Below are 16,719 nucleotides of genomic sequence, written 5' to 3'. Positions count from 1 at the left end.
GAACCTTTATCTTGACCGCTTTTCGAGCGATACGTTTTGTAGCCTTCCAGCCATTTCTTAATTTAGCAAAAGAAATGAGATAATTTTTACAGAAAGTACAATTTCTTTTAAAAGGAAATTGTACTTTCTGCGTTCCAATACTAATGGCCAGAAAGCAAAAGAGGTGAGCAAACGAATGACATTCCCATACAAAGTATTTCAAACAGTTGTCGAATGCGGCAGCTTTACAAAAGCTGGAGAGAAGCTTGGGCTGACGCAGTCTGGGGTGAGTCATAATATGGCGAAGCTTGAGTCAGAGCTTGGGATTGTGCTGCTTCATCGGAATCGAAACGGGCTGTCGCTGACAGATGCAGGTGAGCGGGTGATGCCGCATATTCGCCAAATCATTCATCATGCGTCATTGCTTGAGCAGGAGGCGGCGTTGATTCAAGGGATGGAAGTGGGGAGCATTAAGATCGGCACGTTCTCTAGTTTTTCTTCAAAAATGCTTCCGCAGCTGATTCATCGTTTTACGAAAAGTTATCCCAATATCCAATTGGAGTTATACGAAGGCGGCTATGAAGAGATTGAAGAGTGGATCGCGTCTGGCACAGTTGATCTTGGGTTTTTAACACAGCCATCTAGAGATTTGGAAACTGTTCCACTGTTTCAAGATGAATTGGTGGTGCTCATGCAAGAGAGTCATCGTTTCCATACAAAGAAGGTGATGGAAGTGGCTTCGTTCCAAGATGAACCATTTATTATGCCAAAAGCGGGCTGTGATCAACTCATTAAGAAAATATTAAAAGAAAGAGGCGTAAAACCCCATGTTTTATTTGAGATTGGGGACAACAATACGCTCATCTCTATGGTTCAGGAAGGCATTGGGCTCACGATCATTCCGAAGTTGATGTTGCCGCCTCAGGTGCCTCATGCGAACGTGATTCCACTTGAGACCCGTGTTTATCGCGAAATCAATATGGCGTTTAAATCTTTTAACGCAGCCTCTCCCTCTACTAAAAGATGGATTGAAGCGGTCAAAGATCATTTTAAATAGATTCAGCTTGAACGAGAGTCTCTATTCAAGCTGATCAATTTATAGCGTGATTACCCCGCGAATGGTAATAACCGCTGCACCTGCAACTTTAATCACCGGCTTTGCTTCATTCGGAATGACCGTGATACGAAGCAATCCTGGTCTGCCGATGGCATCACCTTGAGCAATGCGCAGATGAGTGATTTCTTGCTGAGGAATGATCCCTTCCAAATACAGATATCCGGCTAATGCTCCGTTTGCTGCCCCCGTTACAGGATCTTCGGGTATACCAATGCCAGGTGCAAAATCCCTTGTATAAAGATCACAGTCTTTTGTGGATTGAAACGTATAAAGATGAGTCGTCGTGATATTCTGCTCTTTATTCATTTTCCCTAAAGTTGCTAAGTTTGGTGCCGCTTGATCAATGTCATCCTGGTGTTTCAGCGGAACAAGGAGATGCCAGTTTCCGGTGTTTGCTAATTTTATAGGATAGGATGGATCAATCCTGTCACTGCTTATACCGAGCATGTCACTAAGCTCTTCTACATCGATGATAAAATCTCGCGTCTTTGGCGTGACCTGTGTCATCTCCACATCCACAACTTTGCCATTTTCCTCGTGCCATATAACGGGAACATGGCCGATCTTTGTTTCTAACACAACCCCTGATTTTTCTTTAGCCATCCCTAGCTCCGTCGCTAAAAGCCAAGTCACTCCAACCGTCGCATGCCCGCAGAAATTGACCTCTTCCGTTGGAGTGAAATATTTCACTCGATAATCGGCTTTCTCATCATGTGCCGGCAGCAAGAAAACGGACTCGGGTAAGTTCAACTCCTTGGCGATATTCTGCATCTCATCCTCCGTTAACCATTCCCCATCCAACACCACCCCAGCGGCATTACCTCCAAACTTCTCAGTTGTAAACGCATCGACATGATACACTCTAATATCTTTCATCTGACGAATCCTCCTAACCATGTTGTTATGTTCATCATAAGTGTGTAGGATGCATTCGTAAAATGAATCTTTTTGATGTGATGAATTTGTATGATTCATGCAAAATGAAAAATCGATCGACCACTCTCTATATCTATGAATATGGATTTAATATAAGTCTTTAGACTCAACATTAAACCTTGTGCCTATATTGGTTAAAATGTATAATATTTGTATATAAACACATTAATAGGAAAAGAGAGGATATATTTATGAAAATAGTCCTAAAAGTAGTAGCTTCTATTCTTTGTATGATGATGTTGAGTTTTCATATACAAGAAAATGTGAGTGCCGCAGAGGGTGGAACAATAACAACAGTTGATCGTTATCAATATGGTGATAATTATCTGACGGGTAAAACAGCGCCAAACGCAATCGTTGCTTTCGTAGATTGGGGCGTTCCGAGTAACTGGAAATCTAGATATATGCACTACGCAAAAGCAGATAGTAACGGAAACTTTAAGTTGTTTTCTCAGAACTTTAGTTCAGGCCAAACGGTGGAGTTAGATACGTATGACCAAAATGGGACAAAGCTTTCTTCAAACAAAGTGTATATTTTCAAGGAATCGTTTACCTCATTAGATCCGATATATGATACTTCTCAGGAGCTAACTGGGAAAACTGTGAAGAACACAAAAGTAGAGGTCATGAAAGATGGTAAAGTGATTGCCTCAGGAACATTTAATGATGCCATTCATTTAAAGCTTCCTGTCCTAAATGCAGGCACATTCCTAACAGTGAAAATGACGACTGGAAGCAATATCGACATTTACAAAAAAATTGTTAACCCTAATAACATCTCACTTATTCCTACGACAAAATGGTCTAAATCAGTGAAAGGCCAAACGGGAATCCCTTACGCAAAGATCGTCTTTAAAAACGAGAAATCTGGTGTCATTAATCAATCGGTGACAGCAGATGGAGATGGAAATTTTGAATTTAGTGTAGACAAAGATATCCTAAAGCTCTTAGACCAAAATAAATTACAAGTCATGGAACCAGCATATGACAATGTTTTGAATGAAAGATTTTTTCGTATCAAATCGACGGCTCCAACAATCAACCCATTTACCCAGCTATCAACATCAATTAGTGGAACCGCAACTCCAGAAAGTATCATCCATATTCTAAATGGAGAGGACCAAATCATTGGAGAAGGTCAGACAGACGCTAAAGGGTTTTATGAAGTTCCTGTTTCAAAGCTAATCGGTGGCGACTTAATGACCGTAAAATCGTTCATGGCTGATAATCCGATTGAAGCAAATCAATCTCAAGAAGATGTACAGAAAGTATTTGTGGAAGAAATCGATGACTCAAGTGATACCATTAATGGTATCAGTACTTTTGGGGATAAAGCTGTTGTAGAAGTGCAATCTGATGCATCGAATAACACAATTAAAGCGATGTCCAAGCTCAGCACAAGTTCCACGAAAAAGAAATATGGACCATTTGCCATTACGCCAGGCAAAAACTTCAAATTAAAAACGGGAAAATTAAGACAGGGGTCTAAAGTGACGATCACGTTGCTAAGTGGAAATAGACAGGTCTCTCTGCCTGCTGTAACCGTCAAAAAAATCGTCACATCTCCGCTTGCAGCATCTCAAGTGAAGGTGACGAACAATAAAGGGAAAAACGATACGGTAACGATAAAAGGAATCAAAAAACAATCCGTCATCAAAATCTTTAAACAAGCTTCTGGTGGAACAGCGATTGCTCAGCAAACTGCATCGAGCTCGAACATGACGATTTCCATGAAACAATTGGGTCAAACAAGTGGAACGCTTTATATCAGCATGAAAGAGCCTGGTCTAAAAGAGGGAAATCGAGTACCAATTCGCTATCAGGGTGAAAAATCAGACGCTCTAAAAGTCAACCAGGTCAAAATCAATAATCTTAAAAATAAAAAAGACGTCATTACAGTGAGTAAGATTAAGAAAAAAGACGTCATCAAAGTCTACTCAACAAGCGGTAAATTACTTGTCACATCAAAACCGGCAAAAAGTTCATCCATCAAATTGTACGTCAAACAAGTTGGGGTTAAGAGCGGCAAAGTATTTGTTACACGAAGCAGTGACAAGATGTTGGAAAGCGGCAAACAGGCTGTTTCTTTTAAAGGTGAGCCAACCTCTGCATTAAAAGGCAACCAAATTAATATCGTCAACAACAAGAAGAAAAATGACGTGATCACCGTTAGTCAATTAGCGAAACAGGATCTTGTTAAAATCTATAACCAATCAGGAAAATTAATTGGTCAGTCAACGGTTTCTAAAGGTAAGGTTGTGAAGGTGACCATCAAACAACTAGGCGCTAAGGGCGGAAAGATCTACGTCACGGTTACAGGAAAAGGCATGTCAGAGAGTAGTAAGACGGTAAAGTCGTTTAAGGCTGAGAAGTAGATTTCCTAAATAATTTGTAACACTTGATTTCTATAACAATCGTCATTCGTTTTATGGGTGACGATTTTATGTTCAGTTCGTATTTTTGAAATAACTCTAATCATAGGATGGTGCCAATCTTGAAAAAAATAAAATATGTCGTCCTAACGGCTATTATCTTTTGTTGCAGTATGTGGTCTTCTAGTGTTCAAGCTCAATCCGGTTATTTCAACACATATACAACGTATACTGGAATGTCAGGCTCTGGATTCTACACCTCTATGCAAGGAATGTGTGTCGACCGTATCAATAACATGATTTATGCTGCAAAAATAAATACTTCAACCCAGCTGACACAATTGTACTCTATTAAAATGAACAGCTCGTCAAGCAATAGAACAGTGAAGCTTCTTAAAAACTCTGACACGAATAGTACTAGCTATGATTTAGGACATGCCAATGACTTAGCTGTCAAAGCCCAAAAAGGAGATGAGCAAGTTAGTATTTATGTAGCCCCTATGACCGATGGTGTCAAGTATGTAAAAAAGATCGTGAAGCTACAAGTGAACACGAAAAAAAGTACATACAAAGTGGCTAAAGCCTATGTCCTTCAGTACCAGGGAACGAATTTATCAGTTAGCGGCATCACGTATTCTGTTGGAGCAGACAAATTTATTGTGAGGTCTGGCAATCGCTTTTTCATTGGAGATTTTAATGATCAAACAGGAAAATTTGAGTATGAGGCCACATTTACATTAAATTATACAAAAGCAGTGATCAATCAATCAGTGGTAGATGTTTCGAAGTACATTCTTCAAGGAATTTCTTTTTACCAAGGAACATTATATGTCCCTTTATCTAAGCCAGATACCAACGGAGGGGCTTCTAATGTGAGTGTTATTCTCACGTATCCGTTAAATATCAACCAAATGATCAAAGAGCAAAAGGGAACAACAACAAAAGATTTTTCAAAAGAGTTGTTTACTAGAAATGACCTATCTTTCCGAATAACGAGCAGTGCATTTACTCTTTTTGAGATAGAAGCTGTTGATTTCGATGACGGAACGTTATATTTTAATACGAATCGTGGGAAAAAAGGGACACAAGAAGATATGATCGCAACATTCAATGACTATAACTACTACAAATGATGCCAGCATTAAAAAAAGCTCCTCAAAATGAGGGGCTTTTTCCTTTCATCACCCATAATAATTATTCGCCTGAATAAAAAATTGGGATTGCATGTAGTTATATGTGATTTTCGAGAAGTCGAAGGGCTGGCCGTTTGTGAGATGAAAGACAGTTTCGACACGAAGAGCAGGATCATTTTGTTTAAGTCCGAGGTGCTTCGCTTCAGTTTCATTTAGTTTGCCAACTTGCAGGTACATGTCAGAAAAGCCTACTTTCAGACCAAGGCCTTCACTAATGAATTTAAATACAGAATCGGCTGCAATTTCTGTGTTGAGGTAAGGAATAATGGTTTTCCGGTAATAGGACTCTTCTAAACATAAAGTTTGTCCATTGATGTAACGAATGCGTTTAAGGTAGAAAACATCCTCATCTAGTTCAATGTTTAAATTCAGCGCAGCTTCTTCTGGCGGTTTGACGGTATCTAACGTGAGAACTTCTGATGTCAGTTGAAATTCCTCTAAATCTTTTTTAAACCCTTGGTTGGATAATAGGCTAATATAGCCTTTGCGTCTATGCCTTCTCACAAAGATGCCGCTGCCCCTCACCTGATAGACAATCCCTTTTCTTTCGAGTAAATCTAATGATTTGATAATTGTACTTTTGCTCACAGCAAATTGATTCATGAGCGTCTCAAGCACAGGGAGTTTGTCTCCTTGCTGCAGCTCATGTGTGACAATATATTTTTCAATATCGCTCGCAATTTGTTGATACTTTAACATAGCCATTCCTCTTTGTTTTCACGATTTATTGTCTTTGTATTATAGCACATCCCGATTTCTCTTTGATATGCAAACTTAAATTATATAGGCATTGATAAATTGTACCGGTATAATTATAATGTACATATACTAGTGGTGATAAAGGGGGGTTTTATATGTCAAAAGTGAGGGATTATCAAAAGCTTGCAGAAGACATCTTAGAAGCAGTTGGCGGAGAGGAAAATGTGGTGAGTGCCGCAAGATGCGCCACGAGGCTGCGTTTGGTGCTGAAGCGCTCTAATCCAAAGGCAAAAGAAGCAATCAACGCCATGCCTGGCGTCATTACAGTGGTGGAAAACGGTGGTCAGTTTCAGGTTGTGATCGGTCAGCATGTAGGTGAGGTATATGAGCATTTTTCCAACCTTGTTCAGCTCCAAACGTCGGATGATGATCAGCCGAATGAAAACAAAGGAACGATACTGAATCGGGTCATTGCGACCATGTCCGCTGTGTTTGCGCCATTTGTGTATATTTTAGCCGCAGCTGGTATTTTGCAAGGTGCACTTATCTTAATAAATTTGATATTTCCAAGCTTCTCGAAAACAGGCACTTATGAAGTGTTTAGCTTTATTTCTTGGGCACCGTTTACGTTCTTGCCCATCTTTATTGCGATCACTGCAGCCAAGCATTTTAAAACGAATATGTATATCGCGGTTGCATGTACAGCAGCGCTTGTCAGTCCAGCTTGGACAGAGGTTGCCGGACGTGTGGCATCAGGGGAAGGTGTGACCTTTTTAGGAATTGCGTTATCTGAAACAGTTTATACATCATCCGTCTTGCCGCCGCTTTTCTTAGTATGGATTCTTTCTTATGTAGAAAAATTCTTAAACAAACGAATTCATGAGGTTGTCAAACCGCTATTTGTCCCATTTCTATGTATGGTCGTCATGGTTCCGTTAACCATTCTATTAATCGGTCCTCTTTCGACAGCAGGTGCAAATGGGATTGCAAACGGATACAATGTCTTAGCTGAAAATGTACCAGCTCTGGCAGGGGCCATTATCGGCGGTTTCTGGCAAGTACTCGTGATTTTCGGTGTTCACTGGGGCATCACGCCAATGGTACTTGCGAACTTTGAACAATATGGACGTGACTCCTTTCAGGCATATCAAACCATCGCTGTTATCGCTCAAGTCGGTGCGGTGCTGGGAGTTATTTTAAAAGCAAGAAATCGGGAAACACGGAAAGTAGGGGTTTCAGCTGGAATCACAGGACTCTTCGGTATTACGGAACCTGCGATTTACGGTGTCACCTTACGTTTTAAAAAGCCGTTTATTTTCGGGTGTATTTCTGGAGCGGTCGGTGCCATTGTGGCCAGTTTCTTTACGCCCTATTACTTTGCATATGCAGGGCTGCCGGGTCCGTTGACGATTGTGAACGGAATCAGTGCAGATTATCCAACGTCTATCATTGGTATTTTGATTGGTGTGGCCATTGCGCTGATTTTACCAGTTCTGCTTATTCAATTGTTCGGTTATGGGGAAGATACGGTAGACCAGCCAGCTGGTGAAACACCTGTTAAAGATCAAGATGGAGAAACGACACAAGCTTCTATGAACAATGAAGAAATGATCACGGCTCCACTTACAGGAAAGGTGCTTTCATTATCTGAAGTACCAGATGCCGTATTTAGCTCTGGTGCGATGGGGAAAGGCTTTGCCATTCATCCGACCGATAACAAACTGTTTGCACCGTTTGATGGCAGTGTCGTCATGCTTGCACCAACAAAACATGCGATTGGTTTGCGTTCTAAATTTGGTGTAGAGTTACTTGTTCATGTAGGAATTGATACGGTTTCTCTAGATGGATCGGCATTTACACTCAATATCAAAGAAGGCGACAAGGTGAAAAAGGGTGACTTGTTGATGACATTTGATCAGGAAGCAATTGAAAGCAAAGGATTACAAACAATCACACCTGTTATCATTACCAATACCCAAGCATACGAAGATGTGATTGTAGAGGAACGTTCGACATGTCAGCCAACTGACGTCATGATGACAATTGTGAAATAGGAGGAATAGATAATGACTTTACCAAAAGATTTCTTATGGGGCGGGGCATTAGCCGCTCATCAATTCGAAGGTGGATGGAATGCAGCTGGCAAAGGGCCGAGTGTTGTAGATGTCATGACAGCAGGTGCTCATGGTGTTCCAAGACAGATCACGGAAACGATAGAAGAAGGAACTTTTTATCCAAACCATGAAGCCATTGATTTCTACCATCGTTACAAAGAAGATATCGCCATGTTTGCTGAAATGGGATTAAAATGCTTGCGAACATCGATCGGCTGGAGCCGAATTTTCCCTAAAGGGGATGAAGAAGAGCCGAATGAAGCAGGCTTACAGTTTTATGATGATGTGTTTGATGAACTGATTAAACATGGCATCGAGCCTGTCATTACACTGTCTCACTTTGAAATGCCCCTTCATTTGGCAAGAGAATACGGCGGATTCCGAAGCAGAACAGTCGCTGAATATTTCGCGAAATTCGCGGAAGTATGCTTCAATCGTTACAAGGACAAGGTCACGTACTGGATGACATTTAATGAAATCAATAACAAAATGGACGTCAACAACCCGTTGTTCCTTTGGACAAATTCAGGGGTATCTGTCAACGAAGGCGAAAATGCCAAAGAAGTCATGTATCAAGCGGGACATCATGAATTGCTTGCAAGTGCATGGGCAGTGGCAAAAGGAAAAGAGATCAATCCGTCCTTTCAAATTGGAGCGATGGTGTCCCACGTGCCAATTTATCCATATTCCTCAAACCCAGAGGATGTCATGCTGGCAGAAGAATATATGAGACAGCGCTATTTCTTCCCAGATGTCCAAGTGCGTGGCTACTATCCAAGCTACGCGTTAAAAGAATTTGAGCGCGAAGGCTATCACATTCCATTTGAAGAAGGCGATGAAGAAAGTTTAAGAAAAGGAAAAGTAGATTACCTTGGCTTTAGCTATTATATGTCAACAACGGTCAAAAGCGATGCAGTATCTGATCACAACGGAGACATTGTCAATGGAGCACTGCCACATGGTGTAGAAAATCCGTATATCAAATCAAGTGACTGGGGCTGGTCCATTGATCCGACAGGTTTAAGGTATACATTGAATCGTTTTTACGATCGCTATCAAATCCCGCTATTCATTGTGGAAAATGGCTTTGGTGCCATTGATCAAGTGGAAGAAGACGGTTCTATTCATGACCCAGAGCGAATTCAATATCTCGCTTCTCATATTCAGGCACTGAAAAAAGCGATTGAATATGACGGTGTGGACCTCATCGGCTACACACCTTGGGGCATCATTGATATCGTGTCATTCACAACCGGTGAAATGAAAAAACGCTACGGCATGATTTATGTTGACCGCGATAACGAAGGTAATGGTTCAATGAAGCGTCTTAAAAAAGATTCGTTTACTTGGTATCAAAACGTCATCACAACGAATGGTGAAGAAGTGTAATAAAGAAATGACTGGCCCGGATGAGCTTGGGATTCGCTTGTTCGGGTTTTTGTGTTTCTTTCGACAAAAATGGTGCGCATATCCTTTTGTTAACAAGAAATAAGTCTTATAATTTAGATAGAATATTTGATGATGAAAATAAGAGAAGATAGATGGAATGGGAGAGGTAGTAAATGACGAAATGGTGGATGGTTCGTGCGGGTGACCAAAACGAATTAATTACAATTTGGGAAGAGAAAGGCATTGCATCGATAGGGTGGCCTAAATTAGGTAATCCAAAACAATATCAAACAAAGCAAGAGATGAATGCTCGAGCTGATGTCATATTCGCTGAGAACAAACCTTTTACGAGAAGAAGCTGGGTCAGTCAGGTATGGAGGTTTAGTAGAGAAATCAAAAAGGGAGATCGAATCATTACGTACATAAAAGAAAGCCGTGAATATCGAGTAGGTACGGTGATTGCTCCGCATTTTTTTGATGAAGCAGTTGGAGATAAAATGTATCCAAATCATATTCAGGTAAATTGGGAACCAATAGCAGTTAAACGAGATTCTCTCAGTCAATCAGCTAAGAACAGCCTCGGTTCTATATCAACTGTTTTTCGTGTAGATGATTGGGGGAAAGAGATTGAACATTTACTCAAAAACCCTACATCTATATCAGCACCTGAAGATGAAACCGAAGAAGATGAAATTATCGAAGATTTAGTCAGCAAAGCTACTGTCATGATTGAAGATAGAGTAGATAAATTGGACCCGTGGCAAATGCAAGACTTAGTCGGAGGCTTACTGCAAGCAATGTCATACAATGTTCGTGTGAGTCCCAAAGGGCCAGATGGCGGTGTGGATGTATTAGCTTATAAAGATGCATTTGGATTTGAAAAGCCTATTATTAAAGTACAAGTAAAGCATCGGAAAAATTCAGCCAGTTCGCCAGAGGTGCAGCAATTATTAGGTGCTAATCCAATGAATGCTAACAGTTTATTTGTTTCTACTGGTGGGTTTACTTCTCATGCAAAAGCTGTTGCGAAGCATAATGAGGTTCATCTAGTGGACTTAGAAGAACTCGTAAATCTTATTGTACATTGGTATGAACATATGCCAGCTGAGACAAGATCCTTATTACCTCTGAAAAAAGTGTATGTACCTGAGTGATCTTTTTATTGTCTATGTTTCAATAACTCCTGAATACAAAGAAAAAAGAGGGTAATGAAGGTAAAATAGTTCATTGGATTCTGAAAGATATTGATGTTCATTGATAATTGAAGAAGAATCCACAGACTGAATACCACCATAACAGCAGGAATAATTAATTTATACACAATGGTTCTCCCTTCTAGAGTAGTGCGGTTTTAGTTGGCATTGTCTCATATCATTGTAGAGGTTGAAAAGAGGTAAAGGTTTTAATAGATTCTATCACATAATTCGGTATAATTGGTCTATAAAAACGATAAATGGTAGATAAAGAATAGGAGTTGTTGAAATGAATCAAACTCTGCAAATGGGTGCCAATACCGTATTAAACTCTCCAAAGGGGCAATTATCCATCAGTTATGAAGTCTCGTCTGCAATTGATATTTCTTTAACGGCGTTTCTCTTAACAGATTCAGATCTAGTTCAAGGAGATAATGGCATTATTTTTTACAATCAGCCGGAGAGTACTACGGGTGTCGCGACACTTTTACCAGCAGAGATATCAGATCAGTTGAAAAGACATCAATTGAATTTTGATATGAGCAAAGTGCCTGTCGGAATCACAAAGATGGCTATTACACTAACAGAGGATCGAGGAATCGGCTTTTCTCATGTGAAGAATCTGCAAGCAGAAATTCGAACAGGTGATGAGGTCCTATACCTAACACCAGTAAGCTTTACAAATGAAAAGGGTATTGTCGTAGTAGAGCTATACTTAAGAAATAGTGAAACGAAAGCTCGATCCATCTGGCGTGGCTTCGATTCTGGATTGGAAGGGCTATGCAAGCTTTATGGGGTGGAGGTTGAACCTGATGAACAGGATGTTTCTACACCTCCTCCAATGGTTTCTGAAAAACAAATTAATGAGCCTGCTCCAATGAACACAGCCGCTAAAGAGAAAGTCGCTGCACCTATTAGCTTAGAGAAAGTTCAAGGTAAAATTAGTCTAGACAAAGGTCATAAACCGATCATCATTGAAAAAACACCAGAGATTACGGCTACAGTATCTTGGGAGTCTGGAACCGATTATGATATTTACGCGTTGGTCTATACGAAGTCAGGAAAACAAATAGATGTGGCCATGTTTGGCGCAAAAGGTGTTCCCGCTCTCAAAAGTTACGGTAACGGGGCTGTTGAGCATATGGGAGATGTCGGTAGAGATCGTGAATCAATGAAAACAGAAGTCATTAAACTAAGGTTAAATGATGATATCCTTGCGGTGGTACCCGTTGTTTACTCTGCTCAATCAAATGGCACAGGTTCTTTCTATAGATATAGAGTGTCTATGAGTATCGATAATCATCAAGGAACGTCTGTCACGATTTACGCGAAACATGCAAATGACAATGATCGAATTTATTCTTGTGTTCCAGGTATACTTCAAAACACAAATGATGGCGTGATCATCCGTCCCCTAGAGCTTTACAGTAAACCAAACTCTGAGCGTAGACCGAAGTTAAAAATGAAATATTCAAATGAGATCGATGTTTTGATGGATAAAGGACCAATCAATGACTATAAGTAACGTGAACATGTGGCTAGACAGAGTATAATGAACTGTCTGGCCTTTTCTATATCTCTACAATGGATAAACTCGTTTATCCAAATGAGAGGGTAAATTGAATAGAGAGTCCATTCCATTTTTTATGTCATTTAGCCTATTTTTCCGTTTTGGAGGTCACGGTAAAATAGACTTTATGATCAATAATGGAGGGAGTGGCTTCTTCTGGGCAAGATACTTGATGCAAAAGCACTAACCAGTGCCATGGATACAAGGGCAAAACACTATCAGGAACTCCGCGAACAAATGATAGATTTAAAAAAGGCATTACAAGGTGTTGCCAACCTCGGTGACGACTTCACTGGAAAAGGTGCCGATAACATTAAAAGTTTCTACAAAGAACTCGCCGGAAATGTGGACATATTTATTAGCCTCATTGATAAACAAAAGGCCTTTCATGAAGGTGTTTCTGGGACACTTGATGATACAAATTTTGGCGGCGACACCTTTGTAGAAGAACACTTTTTAGACAACGCTGTACATATGGGAATCAAGAATGCCAAAAGCATCGTGAAGGATCAAAAAAAGGCACTCAAAACGATTTTTCAAGATATTGATGACCTCATTTCTCTAGAGGTATTTGATAGTAAAACCTTTGACGAAAAGATTGCAGATGCGGAAGATGAACGGAAGAAAACGGTTAAAGATTTAATAGAACTTGATCAAAATCTAAAAGATGAATATGCTTTGTCAGAGACTGAGGAGAAGGCTACAATGGCATTGTACGCAGAAATGATCAATGCCACAAGTGACGGAAAATCCATTTCTCCTATGAATTTTGACAAAAAAGCGTATCAAAATAGCGAAATCTACAAGGCAAAAAGCGATATTGAGAAGCAAACTTCTGAATATCTAAAAATCAAAAAAGATCAAGAAGAAGCCCGCAAGATCGCAAAGGAACAAGAAGCGCTCGCCAACCGTCCGTGGTATGAAAAAGCCCTTGATTACGGTGGGAATATCGTTAATGAGCTGACAGGCGTGAACGATGCAAAACGTGCCGCAACAGGTGTCGATCCGATCACAGGTGAAGAACTCACCGCAGGACAGCGAGTCGCCGCAGGCGGCATGGCAGCAGCAGGCTACATCCCGATCGTCGGCTGGGCAGGACGTATTTTCAAAGGCGGTAAAGCCGTTTATAAGACGACTCAAGCCACGTCCGCCGCAGTCAGAGCAGTAGACATTTACAAGACATCACAGAAGTCTTTTGACGCCCTGAAAACATCACAAAAAGGCTTATATGGCCTCACCGCAACAAACGGCTTCAGCGAAGCGATTACGGGTCGAGATATGTTTGGAAATAAAGTCTCGAAAGAACAGCAGGAAGCGAGTATGAATGCGGCTTTGGGGATGCTTTTGCCATTTGGGGCGAAAGGGTTTCATGGTAAAATGGGGATTAAGGGTACGGGTGAAATTGGTTGGAATATGTCAAAAGGCGGAGGAGAAATAAATGGAAGAAGTTATTCTCAGCATGCTTTGGAAAGAATGGCACCTGATAGTCCTGAAGTAAAAGCTACTTTAACAAGTAGAGCAATTAAAAAAGCTGAAGAATTAGGGTTTAAACCACAAACAAAAGAATTTAGTGATTTCATCAAAAAATATGTTGATCCAAGAAATATTCCACCTTCAGTTATTGAAGACGCTATAATGAATACGAAAAAGATACCTGGTAATAGAAGTGGAACGTTTGTTCATGAAACACTGGATGTTAAAGTTATTATAAATGAAGCAGGCGATGTTATCACAGTTATACCGAAATAATTAATAAAAGGATGAATACGAATGTTTATTAAGTATGATGAATATGATCTATTAGAACTTTTTCAAAGTGAGCCGGTGAGTATAACAGGCAATATAGATGATGGAGAATTAATTTATACTTACAAAGATGACCAAAATTTCAAGGTGATTTTAACTTTAGATGTATATAAGCAAACGAGTAGTCTAAGTATTACATTTAATGATTCTATAGTATTTACAGGTGATTTTAATAATGTAACAAGTATAAAAAAAGATGAAAAAGCTATGGTAATGAACGTGGACGAAGAAGAGAGGTTAAAAGTTAAATTTTATAAACAAGTTGGAGTGGAGTTACTTTAAAATAGCCTTATTGTATTAGAAAGAAATATAAAACAATTATGATATTCTCTCAGATAAATCAGTAGGTGAAGTAGTTGTTTAATGTTATTGTTATCATACCTTGACTGGCTATATGCCTTTCAAGGTTTTTGTGTTTATTGGCCTTCATACCGAGAAAAAACCGATAAAATGGTGATTTTTTTTCCTGAGTGGATCATCGTATGATAGAGACAAGCAAAACGAACGCATTGAGCACTATTGAGAAGCAAACTTCTGAATATCTAAAAATCAAAAAAGATCAAGAAGAAGCCCGCAAGATTGCAAAGGAACAAGAAGCGCTCGCCAACCGTCCGTGGTATGAAAAAGCTCTTGATTACGGAGGAAATATCGTCAATGAACTGACAGGCGTAAACGATGCAAAACGTGCCGCAACAGGTGTCGATCCGATCACAGGAGAAGAACTCACCGCAGGACAGCGAGTCGCCGCAGGAGGCATGGCAGCAGCAGGCTACATCCCGATTGTCGGCTGGGCGGGCGGTATTTTCAAAGGCGGAAAAGCCGTTTATAAAACGACTCAAGCCACCTCAGCCGCAGTAAGAGCGGTAGACATTTACAAGACATCACAGAAGTCTTTTGACGCCCTGAAAACATCTCAAAAAGGATTAATGGACTCAACGCCACAAACGGATTCAGCGAAGCGATTACGGGTCGAGATATGTTTGGAAATAAGATCTCGAAAGAACAGCAGGAAGCGAGTATGAATGCAGCGCTTGGGATGCTTTTGCCGTTTGGGGCAAAAGGGTTTCATGGGAAGATGGGTGTAAAGAGTTCAGGTATACCTAATATTTCAAAAAGGCATGATGAAATTGCTCATAAAAGTTATTATGGTAGAAAAGATTTTAGAATAAAGATAAATAGTGCAGTATATTCTCATCATGATAATAAGCATTTAAAGGCTAGAACTGCCGAAGAAGCGAAACGTTTTAGTGAAACCGGAAGACGAAATGCTCAATACCTACCTGAAATAAATAATAAAGTGATAGAAAAAGAAGCTCTTCAAAGAGGGCATATCATTGATAATGGCAATAATAATTTTTACTTCATTTATGATACTGGTAAAGTTGTTGGTTATGATAATGGAAAATCTACTAGTTGGATTAGAGGAGAACTAACGAGTGGTAATGTGTATCACGGTCATCCAATAGCTGGTGATAGATTAAATAAGTATTTAAACAAATTAGGAATAAAATAACTATAAAATTAACAAAGAGGTCGGATAAAGATGAGAAAGCATGTGAAACTTGATATTCCGGAAGTAAACATTCATCCCTTGAGGATAACTGAAGGTTGGAATGTCCGTTATAATCATTTTTGGGAAATTGACCCTAGAAAGTTAGAAACAGAAGATGAAAGATGGTTTATGTTCACTGAAAGTTTGTTACAGCTTTATCATGAGAAATCATCAATAACATTGGACTTAGGTTGGTATCCCGATTTATCTTCAGATGGCAACTATCTTGTTCTAATAGTTAAAAATACAGATTGGGACAATCCTATTCAGGAGTTTAGCTCTGATGACTATAGCAAAGTGATAGATTTTATAGAATTTCATTTAAAAGAAATTACATATAACTGGTGGAAATAAAACTGTATGTATTTCTACGAGGTTAATAAGGCTATTGCTTCTCTGTTTTGCCGTTTCTATGGTGGTGGTCTTATAATGAATAAAAACCAAACAATGCTTAAAAAGCAAAATATGTGGAACCATCATTGGAGCATTAAAAATGTATATAGAACTGGATAAAATTTTATCCGCTGATACAACGGTAGATTCTTGGTACGATGAAGGGTATATACTAGTAAGTGAGATACTCTCGTATTTTAGCCTAAACGATTGGGGAGAACTATCAAAACAGGTACTCAATAAACCGATAGAGTGGCAGCGAAAAATTGCGTACTGTCTCGATAATGAGTGCAATGAATATGAGTTTCATATTTTATTGGATTTGAATTATTTGAGATTTGTATTGATACATTAAGAAGTTATCCTATTGAAGAGGGTACAAAAATAGTACTTTGATTGGTTTTAT

Annotated in this window: 13 protein-coding genes and 1 pseudogene; 11 read left to right on the top strand and 3 right to left on the bottom strand. The window is 39.6% G+C overall.

Annotated features, from left to right (window positions below; genetic code table 11):
* Nucleotides 1–175: 175 nt before the first annotated feature.
* A complete protein-coding gene (locus V7L95_RS06890) occupies nucleotides 176–1,036 on the top strand; it encodes a LysR family transcriptional regulator (protein ID WP_017359959.1) in 861 nt (286 codons plus the stop codon).
* Nucleotides 1,037–1,075: 39 nt separating this feature from the next.
* Here V7L95_RS06890 and V7L95_RS06885 read toward each other — a convergent pair whose 3' ends face one another.
* Nucleotides 1,076–1,972, bottom strand: a complete 897-nt coding sequence (locus V7L95_RS06885; protein ID WP_017359958.1) for a PhzF family phenazine biosynthesis protein — start codon at nucleotides 1,970–1,972, stop codon at nucleotides 1,076–1,078.
* A 251-nt stretch (nucleotides 1,973–2,223) separates the two neighbouring features.
* On the opposite strand from V7L95_RS06885, the gene V7L95_RS06880 reads away from it, so the two are divergent.
* Together V7L95_RS06880 and V7L95_RS06875 are read left to right on the top strand one after the other, a co-directional pair.
* Nucleotides 2,224–4,407: a hypothetical protein gene (locus V7L95_RS06880; protein WP_017359957.1), complete on the top strand. Its 2,184-nt coding sequence runs from the start codon at nucleotides 2,224–2,226 to the stop codon at nucleotides 4,405–4,407.
* A 119-nt stretch (nucleotides 4,408–4,526) separates the two neighbouring features.
* The gene (locus tag V7L95_RS06875) at nucleotides 4,527–5,537 is read left to right on the top strand and encodes a hypothetical protein (RefSeq protein WP_017359956.1); all 1,011 of its coding nucleotides are present in this window, start codon (nucleotides 4,527–4,529) and stop codon (nucleotides 5,535–5,537) included.
* A 48-nt stretch (nucleotides 5,538–5,585) separates the two neighbouring features.
* Here V7L95_RS06875 and V7L95_RS06870 read toward each other — a convergent pair whose 3' ends face one another.
* A complete protein-coding gene (locus V7L95_RS06870; RefSeq protein WP_017368418.1) occupies nucleotides 5,586–6,296 on the bottom strand; it encodes a GntR family transcriptional regulator in 711 nt (236 codons plus the stop codon).
* A 155-nt stretch (nucleotides 6,297–6,451) separates the two neighbouring features.
* Here V7L95_RS06870 and V7L95_RS06865 point away from each other — a divergent pair, with 155 nt between their 5' ends.
* The 3 genes from V7L95_RS06865 (at nucleotide 6,452) to V7L95_RS06855 (ending at nucleotide 10,953) form a co-directional block, all read left to right on the top strand.
* Nucleotides 6,452–8,350 carry a beta-glucoside-specific PTS transporter subunit IIABC gene (locus V7L95_RS06865; protein ID WP_265786175.1) on the top strand — a complete coding sequence of 633 codons (1,899 nt, stop codon included), beginning with the start codon at nucleotides 6,452–6,454 and terminating at the stop codon, nucleotides 8,348–8,350.
* Nucleotides 8,351–8,359: 9 nt separating this feature from the next.
* Nucleotides 8,360–9,799 (top strand): 6-phospho-beta-glucosidase BglA, encoded by a 1,440-nt coding sequence (bglA, locus tag V7L95_RS06860; protein ID WP_251185912.1) that lies wholly within the window; start codon nucleotides 8,360–8,362, stop codon nucleotides 9,797–9,799.
* A gap of 173 nt (nucleotides 9,800–9,972) precedes the next feature.
* Nucleotides 9,973–10,953 (top strand): restriction endonuclease, encoded by a 981-nt coding sequence (locus V7L95_RS06855; protein WP_017359952.1) that lies wholly within the window; start codon nucleotides 9,973–9,975, stop codon nucleotides 10,951–10,953.
* Nucleotides 10,954–10,958: 5 nt separating this feature from the next.
* Here the strand turns inward: V7L95_RS06855 and V7L95_RS06850 are convergent, their stop codons facing one another.
* A complete protein-coding gene (locus V7L95_RS06850) occupies nucleotides 10,959–11,120 on the bottom strand; it encodes a hypothetical protein (protein WP_089374158.1) in 162 nt (53 codons plus the stop codon).
* A gap of 161 nt (nucleotides 11,121–11,281) precedes the next feature.
* Between V7L95_RS06850 and V7L95_RS06845 the strand changes: the two genes are divergently transcribed.
* From V7L95_RS06845 to V7L95_RS06825, 5 genes and pseudogenes are all read left to right on the top strand, one after another.
* Complete coding sequence (locus V7L95_RS06845; protein ID WP_017359951.1) at nucleotides 11,282–12,517, top strand: TerD family protein; 1,236 nt, start codon at nucleotides 11,282–11,284, stop codon at nucleotides 12,515–12,517.
* Nucleotides 12,518–12,718: 201 nt separating this feature from the next.
* A complete protein-coding gene (locus V7L95_RS06840) occupies nucleotides 12,719–14,311 on the top strand; it encodes a T7SS effector LXG polymorphic toxin (protein ID WP_285850665.1) in 1,593 nt (530 codons plus the stop codon).
* A gap of 21 nt (nucleotides 14,312–14,332) precedes the next feature.
* On the top strand, nucleotides 14,333–14,650 hold the full coding sequence (locus tag V7L95_RS06835) for a hypothetical protein (RefSeq protein ID WP_017359949.1): 318 nt from the start codon (nucleotides 14,333–14,335) through the stop codon (nucleotides 14,648–14,650).
* A 236-nt stretch (nucleotides 14,651–14,886) separates the two neighbouring features.
* A pseudogene (locus V7L95_RS06830) lies at nucleotides 14,887–15,461 on the top strand (pre-toxin TG domain-containing protein); the annotation flags it as partial.
* Nucleotides 15,462–15,911: 450 nt separating this feature from the next.
* Nucleotides 15,912–16,274, top strand: a complete 363-nt coding sequence (locus V7L95_RS06825) for a hypothetical protein (protein ID WP_046527526.1) — start codon at nucleotides 15,912–15,914, stop codon at nucleotides 16,272–16,274.
* Nucleotides 16,275–16,719 lie beyond the last annotated feature (445 nt).

Origin of the sequence: Bacillus sp. PPSBB_11, assembly GCF_038023285.1 — a bacterium.
Classification (GTDB): Bacteria; Bacillota; Bacilli; order Bacillales; family Bacillaceae; genus Bacillus; species Bacillus altitudinis.
The sequence above is the reverse complement of the archived record's forward strand: the minus strand, read 5'-3'. Positions and strand labels throughout refer to the sequence as shown.

What these genes read in the sequence shown, in the direction of transcription:
- V7L95_RS06890 (WP_017359959.1), top strand. Translation starts at nt 176, where the DNA reads ATGACATTCCCATACAAAGTATTTCAAACAGTTGTCGAATGCGGCAGC.
- V7L95_RS06825 (WP_046527526.1), top strand. Translation starts at nt 15,912, where the DNA reads ATGAGAAAGCATGTGAAACTTGATATTCCGGAAGTAAACATTCATCCC.
- V7L95_RS06880 (WP_017359957.1), top strand. Translation starts at nt 2,224, where the DNA reads ATGAAAATAGTCCTAAAAGTAGTAGCTTCTATTCTTTGTATGATGATG.
- V7L95_RS06855 (WP_017359952.1), top strand. Translation starts at nt 9,973, where the DNA reads ATGACGAAATGGTGGATGGTTCGTGCGGGTGACCAAAACGAATTAATT.
- V7L95_RS06865 (WP_265786175.1), top strand. Translation starts at nt 6,452, where the DNA reads ATGTCAAAAGTGAGGGATTATCAAAAGCTTGCAGAAGACATCTTAGAA.
- V7L95_RS06870 (WP_017368418.1), bottom strand. Translation starts at nt 6,296, where the DNA reads ATGTTAAAGTATCAACAAATTGCGAGCGATATTGAAAAATATATTGTC.
- V7L95_RS06835 (WP_017359949.1), top strand. Translation starts at nt 14,333, where the DNA reads ATGTTTATTAAGTATGATGAATATGATCTATTAGAACTTTTTCAAAGT.
- V7L95_RS06845 (WP_017359951.1), top strand. Translation starts at nt 11,282, where the DNA reads ATGAATCAAACTCTGCAAATGGGTGCCAATACCGTATTAAACTCTCCA.
- V7L95_RS06885 (WP_017359958.1), bottom strand. Translation starts at nt 1,972, where the DNA reads ATGAAAGATATTAGAGTGTATCATGTCGATGCGTTTACAACTGAGAAG.